The sequence below is a fragment of the Halorhabdus sp. SVX81 genome (genome assembly GCF_029207715.1).
Lineage (GTDB): Archaea > Halobacteriota > Halobacteria > Halobacteriales > Haloarculaceae > Halorhabdus.
This window is the reverse complement of record NZ_CP104322.1, coordinates 1,205,805-1,219,270: the sequence shown is the minus strand read 5'-3', so window position 1 is coordinate 1,219,270 and position 13,466 is coordinate 1,205,805. Positions and strand designations below refer to the sequence as shown.

The following is a 13,466-nucleotide window of genomic DNA, read 5'->3' as shown; positions in this document are numbered from 1 at the left end:
AAGAGCGAAGCTCTTCCGAGCCCTCGTTCACTTCGTTCACGAGGACGCCCGGGACTATCGCTACCACCTTTTTCTGCGTCGGGGTCGCGCTACGCGCGACCCGCTCTCTGCTCACGGACGCAAAGCGTCCGTTCGCACGGTCAGCGGGACCTTCGGTCCCGCTCGACTTGAAAAATCTGGACCAAAAAGACCTCGACCTCGCTGCTCACGGCTCCCGTTGGTCGCCGTTCGTAATACCGAGGCTCTCACTTCGTTCGAGCCTCGCGACGCTCGGTCGAGTGAAACGGCTCGCTTCGCTCGCCGTATGCCAACCATATCTCAAAGCTGTCCGGAAGTTCTGAACCAGGAAACGACGCGAGCGAAGCGAGCAAAGTGACCGCGGTTCGAATCCGCTGAGAGAAAACCGCTCTCTCAAGCCGTGCTTCACGTTGTTCAGCACGACGCCGGAAGACTCGCTTTGTTCGTCTTCCCAGCCTCGTTCACGCTGTTCACGAGGACACCCGGGGCCGTGACTTGAGGGGCCAATCCTTGCATCCAAAGGTTTCCGTCGCGTCGCTGTCGGCTCAGATCTCACGTCCGTTTGACGTTGGTGTTATTACGTCGGCGTGTCTCTGCTGGAGTATGTCTGATAGCGACCAGGCGACGCTGCCTGGAACGGAATCGGATCTACTCACACTCGATACACTCGAAAACCATCTGTGGGCTGCTGCGGACAAGCTTCGCGGGAGCATCGACTCCGCGGACTACAAGAACTACATCTTCGGGCTTCTCTTCCTCAAGCGGGCGAACGACCGCTTTGAAGAGGAAACCGAGGAAGTCGCCGAGGAACTCGGGATTGATGAATCCACGGCCCGGGAAGATCGGGACCTCCACGAGGAGTTCTGGATTCCCGAGCGTGCCCGTTGGGACCACATCAAAGCCAAGGAGACCGATGTCGGTGCGGCGCTGAACAAAGCGCTCGCGGCGATCGAAGACGAGAACGACCCGATCGCGGACCGCGTGCTTACCACGGTCGACTTCAACGACAAAGAGCGACTACCCGACGAACTCCTCGCCGATCTCGTCTCGCACTTCTCGAAGCACCGCTACCGGAACGTCGATCTCAAGGACCCCGACATTTTCGGGCGGGCCTACGAGTACCTCATCCGCGAGTTCGCCGACGACGCCGGGAAGAAAGGCGGCGAGTTCTACACGCCGCGGGAAGTGGTCCGCCTCATCGTGAAGTGTGTCAACCCCGAACCGGGCCATCGTGTCTATGACCCCTGTTGTGGCTCCGGCGGAATGTTGATCTACTCCGCCGAGCACATCCGCGAGTCCGGCGGCGACATGGAGGACATCTCGCTGTACGGCCAGGAGAAGAACCTGAACACGTGGGCGATCGGGCAGATGAACGTCCTGCTGCACGAACTCTACGACGCCAAAATAGAGAAGGGCGACACCATCACCGATCCCCAGCGCGTCACCCCTCACGACGAACTCGAAGTGTTCGACCGGGTCATCGCGAACCCGATGTGGAATCAAAAGGAGTGGAACAAGGACTGGGTGGAAGAGAACGAGCCGTACAATCGCTTCCCCTACGGCCTGCCGCCGTCGAACCGCGGCGACTGGGCGTGGATTCAGCTCATGATCGCGTCGCTCAACGAGACCGGAAAGGCGGGCGTCGTCATGGACAACGGCGTCCTCTTCCGCTCGCGCTCGGAGAAGAAGATCCGCAAGCCCGTCCTGGAGGACGACCTCGTCGAGGCCGTGATCGCCCTGCCGGAGAACCTGTTTTACAACACCTCCTCGCCGGGGTGTATCCTCATCCTGAACAAGGACAAGCCCGACGAGCGGGAGGGCAAGGTCCAGTTCATCTACGCCGAGGACCAGACGCTCCGGGAATCGGACGTGCAGGTGTTCGAGGAGTTATCGAACCAGAACCAACTGACCGACGAGGGCGTCGAGTACCTCGCCGAGACGTTCCAGACGGGCCGGGAGGAGGACCACCACAGTCGGCTGGTCGATCTGGACGAGATCGAGGAAAACGACTGGAACCTGAACGTGCCCCGCTACGTCGATACGACCGAGCCGGAGGAACCCATCGACGTGAGCGAGAAACTTGAGGAGTTGGACCGACTGGCCGAAGAGCGCCGGAAGACCGACGAGGAACTGCAGGCGTACATGGAGGAGTTGGAGTATCGATGAGCGAGACTGTCAATAAAAACATCTGTGACATCTCATATCAAGATATTTATATCGGTCCGAAAGCTGTCTCAATCCCAGAGGATTGGGACAAGGCAGATCTCGAAGAGATTGCCCAAGAAGGCGAGGAGACATTCATCGATGGAGACTGGGTGGAAAGTGATGATATGGTCGCTGATGGGGAGTATCAACTCATTCAGTTGGGGAATATTGGGGAAGGTCATTTCAAAGGTGAATGTGACAAATTCGTCTCGGAAGACTTCTTCAAGCAGAAGAATTGCACATTGGTCGAAGAAGGTGATCTGCTTATCTCAAGACTTGCTGATCCAGTGCTTCGAACAATCATTGTTCCTCAATTCGAAAAGAAATCAATTACTGCGGTCGATATTGTTGTTGCAAAAGTCGATGAGAGAGAATGGGACAAACGATATATTTGGCAGTTATTGAATTCTAAACACTTGTCGGACGCTGGGGAAGCATTGGCGACGGGATCAACGCGTCAACGGATCAGTCGGTCCACTATGGCGAAAATCAACATTCCGTGCCCCCCACTCCCCGAACAGCGCCGCATCGCTGACATCCTCTCGACGGTCGACGAGCAGATTCAGCAGACCGACGAAATGATTGAGGAGACGAAAGAATTGAAATCAGGTCTGATGCAGGATCTTCTGACTCGCGGTATCGGCCACGACACGTTTGAGGAACAATACCTAGGGCCGCAGAAAATAGAGGTGCCGGAAGACTGGACTAAGTCCCGGCTCAAAGATGTGTCTAAGATCATCACGCGCGGGAAACAGCCCACGTACGTTGAGGAGGGAGGCGTTCCAGTACTCAATCAGTCGTGTATCTACTGGGACGGGTTCCACCCCGAAGGATTGAAACGCCTCGACGAGGAGGTTGCGGCCGGGTGGAAAGACAAGTATTGGGTCAAGAAGGGAGACGTGTTGATAAATTCGACTGGAAAGGGAACATTGGGACGCGCGCTGGAGTGGACCAACGAGTCGGATACACATGCCCTCGACTCCCACATCACGCGCGTCCATCCTGACGAATCCGTGTTAGATCCGACGTACTTCCGGTTCTACCTGGAATCAAATCACGGCCAGAAGATGCTCTACGCGTTCTGCGTGGCCGGCTCGACCGGACAGATCGAACTCTCGAAGACGGATCTCCAGACGATGCCGGTTTTGCTTCCGCCGGTCGAAGAACAGCGGGCCATCTCGGAGGCCTTCCACCGGGTGAATATGAAGCTTCAGGACGAACAGGAGACTAAAGCAGAACTCCAAGAACTCAAACGCGGCCTCATGCAGGATCTTCTCACCGGAAAGGTTCGCGTCGATCCAGACTGATTCGGTTGCCCTCTGGCCGAGATCCTTCGCTCTGCCAGTCAACCTAACATCGGATATGACGACAACCGCGTAGCTCAAACCAATCCGATTTCTATTTCGATCGCATTCTCTAAAATTGGATCACGAGATCGCTCTCTCAATTCAAATATTCGCCAAATATTTTTAATTGATCGGCCCGAATCGAGACCCAATGAAAGACGGATACGATTTGCCCGGAGAAGCACCGGGCCAGTACATGCCGCTGCGGACAGACGAGCAACTCCCGAAGGCCTACTTTCCGGATCGCCTGCCGCCGACGCTCGAGTTCTCGGATGCCGTCGCGGCGGAACTCAGCCGGGCGATGTGGGCGCTGGGTCGGTTGGAGGGCCTCGGCAGCGAGATCGACAACCCCGGCGCGGTGTTCAGTTCGTTCGTCTACAAGGAGGCCGAACAGTCCTCACAGGTCGAGGGGACGGCGGTCACCATCTCGGACATCTACCGCTACGACATCGACCAGTTGGCCATCGGGGAGACGCCGAAGAGTGACCACGAGGCCGACGTGCGGGAGGCCCGGAATTACATCAGTGCCCTCGACGACGCCATCTCGTACCTCCAGACGGCCGGGATGGATCGGGCGTCCATCACGACGACGCTGATTCAGGAGCTGCACGGGCAACTGCTCGAACACGGGCGCACCGACGAAGAGGACCCACTCCCCGGCGAGTTTCGACCGGGGTACGCCGTCGTCAAGGAGGACAATCCACACGCACCGGGCAAGCGGATTCGATACATCGCACCGAAGGCCAAGTCAGTTCCGGGGTTGATGGAGAACCTCGAACAGTTCGTCCAGCAGGGCAGCGACTGGCCCACGCTCGTCGAGATTGCCATCGCACACTACCAGTTCGAGACGATCCACCCCTTCAAGGACGGCAACGGCCGTGTCGGTCGCCTGCTTATCGTGCTGATGCTCGTCGCCAGTGGCCTGCTGAACTACCCACTGTTGTATCTGAGTTCCTACATCGAGCGCTCCCGCACCGAATACGCCGATCGCTTGCTCGCGGTCAGTGAGGACGGCGAGTGGGACGAGTGGCTCCTATTTTTCCTCCGCGGGATCCGCGAGCAGGCCGAAGAGGCGTTCGTCCGGGCGAAGCTCCTCATCGAGTTGCGTCACGAGTACGAAACCCGCTACGCGGACGGCCCGCCATCGACCCGCCGACTCGCACTGGCCCTGTTCGAAGACCCCTACTTTACCGTCAGCGAGGCGAGTGAGCGGATCAATGTCGTCTATCAGACGGCGAACAACGCCGTCGAACGCCTCGAATCGGATGAGGTCATCACTGAAATCACAGGGAACAAACAGAACAGGGTGTTCCGCGCGGAAGAGATCATGGAGATCGTCGAACGACCTGCCAGAGAGCTTCCAGACCCAGGTGCACTCGTCGATGTCGAGCAGGCGTGGCAACTTCCAGAGCGTTGACGAGAACAGTGAGTAGTTTGATACAGCCTCGCGGAAAATTGGCGTACTAGATGCCCGACGAGTACGCCGAATCCGAACGCCCGGCTCTCGAAGCCCTCCAGCGGCTTGGCTGGGATGTCCTCGACCAGCAACAGGCCAACTGGGCCGACCCACGCGAGACCCAATCCTCGGCCGTCCTCGAACCGCGACTTCGCAAAGCCGTGAAACGTCTGAACCCCTGGCTCAACGAGAACAACCTGAACAAGGCCGTTCGGGAGATCCAGCAGGTCGCCGGGACGAGCACGATGGACGAGAACGAGCAGATTCACGAGAAGCTCGTCCGCCATATCTCCGTCGAGCAGGACCGCGGCAATGGCAAGCAACACTACACGGTCCAGTACATCGACTACGAGAACCCCGAAAACAACGACTTCTTCGCACTCAATCAGTTCCGCGTCGCGGGACCTGTCGAGGTCATCAAACCCGACATCGTGTTGTTCGTCAACGGCATCCCGCTCGGCGTCGTCGAGTGCAAGAGCCCACAGATCCCCGAACCGAAGTCCGAAGCGCTCGACCAACTCAGCCGCTATCAGAACGAACGCAAGGGTGAGGCCGAGGGCGCGGAAGAACTCTTCCGGTACAACCAGTTCTCCGTCGCCACCTGGATGGAAGGCGCGGTGATGGGCACTTACCGGACACCGAAGGACCAGTACAAGCCCTGGCGCGACGCCTATCCCTTGGAGGACGACGAACTCATCGACCGGTTCGATCTCGATGGGTACCTGCCTGACCAGTACCGGATGCTCTACGCGCTGTTTGAACCCGAGCGCTTACTCGACCAACTCCGACATTACACGGTGTTCGAAGAGAGTCAGAGCGGGACGATCAAGATGGTCGCTCGCTACCAGCAGTACCGGGCGGTCCGGAAGGCTCTCGAACGGATCGACAAGCGCGGCCAGCGCGAGGCCAACGGCGGCGTCGTCTGGCATACCCAGGGGTCGGGCAAGTCGCTCACGATGCTCTTTCTCGCGCTGAAGCTCCGCCGCCTCGAAGACGACCCGACGCTCGTGCTCGTCACTGACCGACGGGCACTCAACGACCAGATCCACGCGACGTTCGAACGCTGTGGCTTCCCGAACCCGAAGAAGGCCCGGAGCATCGAGGATCTTCGCGAGCGACTCCAGTACGACGCCGGCGAGACGATCACCACACTCATCCACAAGTTCCAGACGACCGACGACGAGGACGATGACGACGAGTTCCCGGTGCTTTCCCGGAACGAGAACATCTACGTGATGGCCGACGAGGCCCACCGAACGCAGGATAAGAATCTCGCGAACAACATGCGAACGGCGCTGCCGAACGCCTTCTACGTCGGCTTCACCGGGACGCCCATCGAGAAGGACGAGGTCAACACCCGCCGAACGTTTGGCAACTACATCGATACGTACACCATCGACCAGTCACTGGATGACGGCGCGACGGTCGAGATCCTGTACCAGGGTCGGCTCGCCGACATCCACCTCGAAGGTGAAACACTGGATCGACTGTTCGATCGCATCTTCTCGGACAAGACTGAGGAAGAAAAGGCCGAGATTCAGAAGCGCTACGCCCGCACACAGGACCTCGCTGAGGCCCAGCCTCGCATTGACCGGGTCGCGCTGGACATCGTCGAACACTTCGAGGAAGAAGTCCCCCAGCCGTTCAAGGGGATGGTCGTCACCACGAGCAAGGAAGCGGCGATCCGCTACAAGGAAACACTCGACAGCTTGAACGGGCCGGAGTCCCGCGTCGTCATCTCTGAGGGGCACAACGACCCAGAACAAATCAAGCAGTGGACGCCCAGCGGTTCCGAGAAGAGCCAATACAAGGAGTCGTTCGTCGATCCCAACAGCGAAGTTGAGTTACTCATCGTCTGCGATATGCTTCTGACGGGCTTCGACGCGCCGGTAGCTCAGGTGATGTACCTCGACAAGCCGCTCCGTGAGCACAGTCTATTGCAGGCGATCGCTCGCGTAAACCGGCCCTTCGAGGAGAAGACCCACGGACTCATCATCGACTACTACGGCGTCTCGGACGAGCTGAAGGAGGCACTTGCGATGTTCAGCTCGAGGGACGTCGAGCGGGCGATGGTACCGGTCAAAGACAAACAGGAGGACCTTGAAGCAGCCCACAACCGGGCGGTATCGTTCTTTGACGATCTCGATGCAGTGGAGAAGTGTGTGCAGTCGCTCGAACCAGACGACCGGCGCATCGAGTTCAAGAACGCGTTCAAACGCTTCTCGAAACTGATGGACATCGTCCTCCCGGACCCGATGGCCAACCCCTACCGCGACGATTTAGAGCAGCTCAGCACGATCTACGGGAAAGCGAAGGAGCGCTATCGCGACGAGACGATGAACCTCGAAGGCGCGGGGGCCAAGGTCCGAGAGCTCATCCAGGACCACATCACTTCGCAGGGAATCGAGATCTTGAACGATGAACCGGTATCCATCATGGACGAGGTCGAATTTGATGCGAGACTTGAAGACCTAGAGAGCGACGAGGCCCGTGCGAGTGAGATGCAGAATGCGATCAAGCACGAGATCAACGTTCGCTTCGATGAGGACCCAGTGCAATACGGGTCTCTCAAAGAGCGGCTTGAGGAACTCATCGAAAAGTACCGGGAAGGACGGCTTAGCGAACAGGGGACTATCGAGGAGTTGCGGACTCTGATGGAGGAAATCCGGTCACGCGACAAGGCTGCCCGTCGCAAAGGACTCCGGGGCGAAACAGACCTATCGTTCTACCACGCGGTCGAGGATGTGCTGGATGAACACGATTTCGGCGAAGAGGACTTTGTCGAACTCACGGCCGAGTTGGTCGGGACTGTCGAGAAGTTCGTCACAAAGGTAGAGTGGAAAGAGCGAACTCACCTGCAGAATACGATGCGGAAAGAAGTGACGGGGCAACTGTATCGATCTGAAATCGACCTCTCGGCAGAGGAACGGCGTGAACTCACCAACCGCGTCATCGAATTGGCGCGGGCACACTACCAATGAGCAAGCGACTACAACGCCACTACCACATTGGCCAAACAGTCGTTCCGTATGCAATCGAGTGGTCCGAGAATCGGGAGACGATGAGCCTCTCGATCGACGAATCACTGGAGTTGACCGTTACAGCGCCGATGAGCGCAACAACCGCCGACGTTGAGTCGGTACTCGACTCTCGGCAGGAGTGGATTCTGGAGAAACTGTACGGCCTGAAAGACCAAGAAGGGCCACCGTATCCGAAGGAATATCTGACTGGTGAGAAGCTTCAATATCGGGGGCGTCACTATCCGCTCGAAGTTGTTGCAGCGGATGTTCCCCAGCCCGAATTGTCGTTTGACGACCAGACGTTTTGGCTACGTGTCCACCGTTTTGATGCCGATGGCGACAAGGTCAGCGTTCGCCGGAAGCGTCAGGCCGTTGTCGACTGGTTCGTCAAACGCGCTGAAGAGGAACTTCCAGAGCGAGCGTCTCACTTCGAACCGAGGTTGGGACTCGAAGAGGTCGACATTGAGGTTGGAGAGGTTGATGGTCGTTGGGGCGAGTATGACAATAGAACGGTTCGGCTCAATTGGCGGCTAATTCTCGCACCCGTCCGCATTCAGGATTACGTGGCGGCCCACGAGTTGGCACACGCAGTCCACAACGACCATACCGACGCATTCTGGAATACTGTAGGAAGCCTCATTCCAAACTATGAGAGTCGCCGTGAGTGGCTCAGGTTAAACGGGGAGACCCTGACAGTTTGATCGTCCGTCGTCTCGAGTTGGAGTGTGCTCGGATTTTGCCCCGTCTGAATGGTGGTGTTTAGTTACGCGAGTCACGGTTGGGAACAGCCAGAAAGCCCCCGAGGCGGTCGGCTCGGTGCGCCGGCTGCGCGCTTCGCTCGGTGCGCCGGCTGCGCGCTTCGCTCGGTCGCCGGCTCCCTCGCTACAGTGCTTGCTCGTGCGCGCCGTCGCCGACCGCCTCGCCCCTTTCAGTCCCGCCCATGCCAGCTGACCAACCGGCCTCGGGTGGGACTGAAAGGGGCGAGTGGCACCGGGAAGACGGGCGAAGTAAGCCGCGAGGCGGCAGAGCCGCCTCGGCCCGTGCGAACGGGCGCTGCGCGCCCGTGAGCAGACACCGCAACGCAGTGAGGAGCGTGGTTCGAGACGGACTTCGTCCGTCTCGTCATCCCGGAAATCTTCGATTTCCGGAGACAGCGAGGTCGTCGGACGGCGACGCCGTCCGACTGTCCGAGGGACCGGCGGTCCCTCGCTACCCTCGACCGGAGCCACTCGGGGCTTTCTGGCTGTTGCAGGCGATCCCTGCTAAACTAAACACGACCGTCTGAATCGTCGGAAATGTCAGGCACTCTCGCCACAAAAGTGTAATCCCTGCCGTTCACTTGCCGAATGGTTACAGACTTCTTCGAACTCCTGCATGTTACTTTCCTGTGCCCGCGGAGATGGCTCTCCGAGGTTCTATCCTTTGGGAATATGGAGAGTGCCTCAGTTGATAGTGTCGCAAATAAGCATATACCGAGTGGCTGCTGAAGCATACGTATGGAGTATCCCATCACTGAGATTGACGAACACGAACTTCGGTCCGTCTGGGAGAACGAGGAACGTGATTTCACGCAGTGGTTAACCGAGAACATCGAGATGTTAGGCGAAGAGCTTGGAATCGAGATCGAAGACGCACGCGCCGAGGAAGCGGTTGGAGACTTCTCAGCGGACATTGTGGCACGAGAAATGAATTCCGGTGAGACCATCGTTATCGAGAACCAGTATAACAAGACGAACCACGATCATTTGGGCAAATTACTGACGTATTCGGCAGGAAAACGCGCAGGATTTACGATGTGGCTTGCTGAGGAATTCCGCCCCGAACATCGAAGTGTACTCGAATGGCTCAACGAGAGCGGACCGAAAGATGTGAAGTTCTTCGCTATCAGGCCGCGTGTCGTGAGTATTGCGGACTCAGAAAGGCGGGGGTTCGAGTTTGAGGTTATTGTCGAGCCAAATGATTGGGAGCGAGAAATTACCGATGAATCGCTCACGGAAACCGAGAAAAACTATACGGAATTTTTCGGAAATCTGGTGGATGCATACGCCGAGCGCCGGCCGAATTGGTACAAACTGACTCCGGGGACAAGAGGATACCTGACATTTAGCGCCGGTATTTCGGGCGTCAGTTTCGGTTGGGTGTTTCACCAGGGGCCCGAATTTTCAATCGAGTTGTATATATCAACGTCGGATAAGGAACGGAACGGGGAGATCTTTGAGACACTGAAGCAAGACCGAGAGGAGATTGAATCGAACTTGGGTACTGAACTAGTCTGGCAGCGGTTACCGGAAAAGCAGGCGTGCCGGATCAAATGGCCAAAACCGATTGACGGAAGGATCTCCGAATTATCCGGTAAGCAACAGACTGAACTGATTGAATGGGGCGTAGATGCGATGGATACATTTCAAGATGTCCTCGAACCCCGCGTCACAGAGCTTTCATAGGCTCAACTCCTCGCCACACTCGTTGACTCGGATGGCGAAAGTTCCCGAATTGTTGATCTCGGGATGAGCACCCGACTCACAGAGCCCTCTTGCTGGCAAGATGCAAACGTTGGAATTTCATCTCCGCCAAGAAGCGGAAAAGTCCCAATGGGCGAGACGACATTCCTTCCGGCGCTTGCGTCCGCTGCCGTTCGATCACCTCATCGAAATGTTTTTGTGAGTGGTTAGCACGCTATCCCATACATGAATTTGTTGGTGTTCGCTGTCACGGGGGTGGGGTTGGGAATCGTCGCGGGAGGGCTCTGGTATGTGATCGGGCAATGGATCGTCCGCCGGGCGTCGGATTCGACGACAGCGATGGAAGGGGTCCGTCGGTGGATTACGTATGGAGAATTTTGCGGCGGACTTTCAGCGATGGTGATTTTCTTCTGGGGGGTCTTCGGTGACGTGAGCGGTGGCCCGGGTTCGATGGAAGTGCTACCGGAATCTTTTGGGACGAGTCTCGATCTGGGATTGCTGTTTATGTTCGGCTTGCTCCCGATCGCATCGACGAAAATCGCGCTTCTCCCGGCAATCGATCAAGTCCGAAACAAAGACAAGTCCGTTGCAGCAGAATTCCGCGATCTGATACAGCACTATGCAATAGCAGGAATGTCCATACTGGGGTGCGTCATGATCGCTACGGTGAGTTTTCACTATTGGGGGCTCGCTGCCGCGGCCATGATCGGGATCTGGATTTACCAGTTTGTGATGTGGATTGGCAAACCATGGATGTCCGGACGGTTACGGACCGTCAGACCCCCAACAAGGACGGAATCCGAACGACTCGATCACCTGTGTACCAGTGTCGATCTGCGGGTCGATTCGTATCTGGTGGTCGAAAACAGCGATGGAATGATCGGGTTCGACGTTCAGGGATCACCACTGTATCGAGCACTGGTGATCGCGGCCCCAACACTTGAAATGGACAGCGAGGCGCTTCGAGCAGTGCTGGCTCAACAGGCGGGACTCGTTCGACAGCGCTATCGAGTGCTTCGGTTGATCGCGTTCTCCGTGTTTCTGGTCCCGATCGCAGGGATTATGATTGCCAGTGGCCAGGCCCACGATCCGCTGGGCGTGCTTTTCAGTGGGGCTCTCGTCGTCGGGTACTGGGTAGCTTCGCGAGGACTTCGAAAGCGGGTATATGCTGCCTTTGAGTATGCCGTCGAGAAAACGTCATCCGAGGCAGTGAGCGAAGCCTACGAACACGTGTCTACCGTCAACGACATCGAGGGCACCCAATCACGCTGGAGGACGGTTTTGTACGCTGAACCGCCGCTCGAAGCGGTTCTCAACCGACTTCGCGAGCGCCAGGAATGAAGCCGGGGCTCGGACAGATAGCTCTCAAACATCGAAGTAGTTGGTTCGTCGCGGTGAGCGACGAGTAGTGCAGAATTACTGACGAACGAGATTCGCCGCGCGCGGTCCTTTCGGTGAGGACTCGATATCGAACTCAACCTCAGTTCCTTCTGTCAGATCCTCACCGCCGACATCCTCCATGTGGAAGAAGACGTCTTCGTCTTCGTCGAGGTCGCCGTCATCAGTCGAAATGAAACCGTAGCCGCCTGTGTCGTTGAAGAAATCAACCTTACCGTTTGCCATTACAACCAACTGTAGGACCGAGTGCGGGATAACCCTTCCGAGAGGAGAGTTACCACAACGCTTTGCAGAACACAATGGGAGAGTCGGAACCGATGTGTGGTAGCGAAACGCCGGGTGGGGGAGAAACCCGGCGGGCTGGCAATTGATGGCATCGGACGAGCGTCGTCGTCCGGTTCACCGCGGGGGGAGTGTCGCGGTGACATGTCGGTTTGACGGCGACCACGGTGTGATCGCCCGGGTCGATGACAGTCGGGCGCGCACCGACCCATGTGAAGAAAAGACGGTATGTAATGTAAATCGAACGAGTGTTTTCACAGTCAGAAGATCGTACTTCGGTTCACCGGTTCCGCCGGAGCGTACCGGTGGCATATCACAGGGACAGCCGACGAAATGGCGAAATACCACCCGGGAGTAGCCACCCACAGATCGCCGGGGATCAGACTTCAAAGCGCCAGTAGGCCGCCCCAACGACCAACAGGAATCCAACAGCCATCGAGCCAAAGCGCGGGGCCTGTTGAGTCAGGAAATCAGCCTCGGAAGTGAGATGTCTGGCCTGGAGGAGATAGAACGCCCCCTCGTACTGGACGTTGTAGAGTTCGATACTGTCCGGCGGTGGCGTCACCGATTCGGGAGCGGTCGCGATCGATCGGTTGATGGTCTCGGGGGTTGCTCGACGTGCCTCGTCGAAGACGCCACGTGCGGACTCATTGAGGGTCGCGTACACGAGGTTCGTTTGCCCGGAGTAGTCACTCCAGTTGGCCTCGACGTAAAATTCGACGCGGTTGTCCGGGACATCCGCCGGGACAGCTATCGGGAGGGCTACCAGAGCCACGCCAGTGGCAAGGAGGATGCCAACCAGGACGGTGGATCGATCGATGTCCATGCTGGTGGTCCGGTGAATGGGAAATTTCGATCGCTCTTGACAGGTCCATGGATAGGGTACCGTGCTCCGAGATGGACGATCAGCCCACGATTACACGATCACTCCTCGTAGGCGAGATTCATGAGCCACTGGGTGAACTGCCCGCTCTGGGCGTCGACTTCGTCGTCGCCGACGAACGGTGAGAGCATGTCGCCGGCCATCAACAACGAGAAGTCAAGATCCTTGGCTGTCGGCGTCAGATGGTAGGTGTTGTGGCCATTGTAGACCGTTTCGGTCCGTTCGATGAGATCCTGCTCGGCCAGCGAATCGACGATCCGGGAGCCCTTGCGTGAACTCACGTCGAGTTCCTTCCAGAAGTCGCTCTGGTGGATACCGCCAGTTTCCCGGATGAGTTCGAGGCCCCGTCGTTCGTCCTCCGACAGATCGGACTCCGACGAATCAGTGCTCATGTCA

The 13,466-nt window shown here is 57.6% G+C and carries 10 protein-coding genes; 7 read left to right on the top strand and 3 right to left on the bottom strand.

The annotated features are described in order from the left end of the window. Positions 1–621 precede the first annotated feature (621 nt). The 7 genes from SVXhr_RS06045 (at position 622) to SVXhr_RS06015 (ending at position 11,848) form a co-directional block, all read left to right on the top strand. Positions 622–2,184 (top strand): class I SAM-dependent DNA methyltransferase, encoded by a 1,563-nt coding sequence (locus SVXhr_RS06045; protein WP_275740378.1) that lies wholly within the window; start codon positions 622–624, stop codon positions 2,182–2,184. Continuing rightward, positions 2,181–3,530, top strand: a complete 1,350-nt coding sequence (locus SVXhr_RS06040; protein WP_275740377.1) for a restriction endonuclease subunit S — start codon at positions 2,181–2,183, stop codon at positions 3,528–3,530. Before SVXhr_RS06045 ends, SVXhr_RS06040 begins: the two co-directional genes overlap by 4 nt. A 190-nt stretch (positions 3,531–3,720) precedes the next feature. Beyond that, entirely contained in the window at positions 3,721–4,986 is a 1,266-nt protein-coding gene (locus SVXhr_RS06035) for a Fic family protein (protein WP_275740376.1), read from the top strand. A 50-nt stretch (positions 4,987–5,036) separates the two neighbouring features. After that, positions 5,037–8,006 carry a type I restriction endonuclease subunit R gene (locus SVXhr_RS06030; RefSeq protein WP_275740375.1) on the top strand — a complete coding sequence of 990 codons (2,970 nt, stop codon included), beginning with the start codon at positions 5,037–5,039 and terminating at the stop codon, positions 8,004–8,006. An 80-nt stretch (positions 8,007–8,086) separates the two neighbouring features. Beyond that, positions 8,087–8,746 (top strand): SprT family zinc-dependent metalloprotease, encoded by a 660-nt coding sequence (locus SVXhr_RS06025; protein WP_275740374.1) that lies wholly within the window; start codon positions 8,087–8,089, stop codon positions 8,744–8,746. 795 nt (positions 8,747–9,541) lie between these two features. After that, a complete protein-coding gene (locus SVXhr_RS06020) occupies positions 9,542–10,489 on the top strand; it encodes a DUF4268 domain-containing protein (RefSeq protein ID WP_275740373.1) in 948 nt (315 codons plus the stop codon). A 243-nt stretch (positions 10,490–10,732) separates the two neighbouring features. Continuing rightward, a complete protein-coding gene (locus SVXhr_RS06015; RefSeq protein ID WP_275740372.1) occupies positions 10,733–11,848 on the top strand; it encodes a hypothetical protein in 1,116 nt (371 codons plus the stop codon). 75 nt (positions 11,849–11,923) lie between these two features. On the opposite strand, the gene SVXhr_RS06010 is transcribed toward SVXhr_RS06015, so the two are convergent. The 3 genes from SVXhr_RS06010 to SVXhr_RS06000 all read right to left on the bottom strand — a co-directional run bounded on the left by SVXhr_RS06010 (position 11,924) and on the right by SVXhr_RS06000 (position 13,462). Beyond that, entirely contained in the window at positions 11,924–12,130 is a 207-nt protein-coding gene (locus SVXhr_RS06010; RefSeq protein WP_008527278.1) for a cold shock domain-containing protein, read from the bottom strand. A 436-nt stretch (positions 12,131–12,566) separates the two neighbouring features. Then, positions 12,567–13,013 carry a hypothetical protein gene (locus SVXhr_RS06005; protein WP_275740371.1) on the bottom strand — a complete coding sequence of 149 codons (447 nt, stop codon included), beginning with the start codon at positions 13,011–13,013 and terminating at the stop codon, positions 12,567–12,569. 98 nt (positions 13,014–13,111) lie between these two features. Continuing rightward, entirely contained in the window at positions 13,112–13,462 is a 351-nt protein-coding gene (locus SVXhr_RS06000; protein WP_275740370.1) for a MarR family transcriptional regulator, read from the bottom strand. Between the last annotated feature and the right edge of the window lie 4 nt (positions 13,463–13,466).

Excerpts from the sequence above, each read along its gene's own strand:
- SVXhr_RS06045 (WP_275740378.1), top strand. The coding sequence starts at position 622 with ATGTCTGATAGCGACCAGGCGACGCTGCCTGGAACGGAATCGGATCTA.
- SVXhr_RS06040 (WP_275740377.1), top strand. The coding sequence starts at position 2,181 with ATGAGCGAGACTGTCAATAAAAACATCTGTGACATCTCATATCAAGAT.
- SVXhr_RS06035 (WP_275740376.1), top strand. The coding sequence starts at position 3,721 with ATGAAAGACGGATACGATTTGCCCGGAGAAGCACCGGGCCAGTACATG.
- SVXhr_RS06030 (WP_275740375.1), top strand. The coding sequence starts at position 5,037 with ATGCCCGACGAGTACGCCGAATCCGAACGCCCGGCTCTCGAAGCCCTC.
- SVXhr_RS06025 (WP_275740374.1), top strand. The coding sequence starts at position 8,087 with ATGAGCCTCTCGATCGACGAATCACTGGAGTTGACCGTTACAGCGCCG.
- SVXhr_RS06020 (WP_275740373.1), top strand. The coding sequence starts at position 9,542 with ATGGAGTATCCCATCACTGAGATTGACGAACACGAACTTCGGTCCGTC.
- SVXhr_RS06015 (WP_275740372.1), top strand. The coding sequence starts at position 10,733 with ATGAATTTGTTGGTGTTCGCTGTCACGGGGGTGGGGTTGGGAATCGTC.
- SVXhr_RS06010 (WP_008527278.1), bottom strand. The coding sequence starts at position 12,130 with ATGGCAAACGGTAAGGTTGATTTCTTCAACGACACAGGCGGCTACGGT.
- SVXhr_RS06005 (WP_275740371.1), bottom strand. The coding sequence starts at position 13,013 with ATGGACATCGATCGATCCACCGTCCTGGTTGGCATCCTCCTTGCCACT.
- SVXhr_RS06000 (WP_275740370.1), bottom strand. The coding sequence starts at position 13,462 with ATGAGCACTGATTCGTCGGAGTCCGATCTGTCGGAGGACGAACGACGG.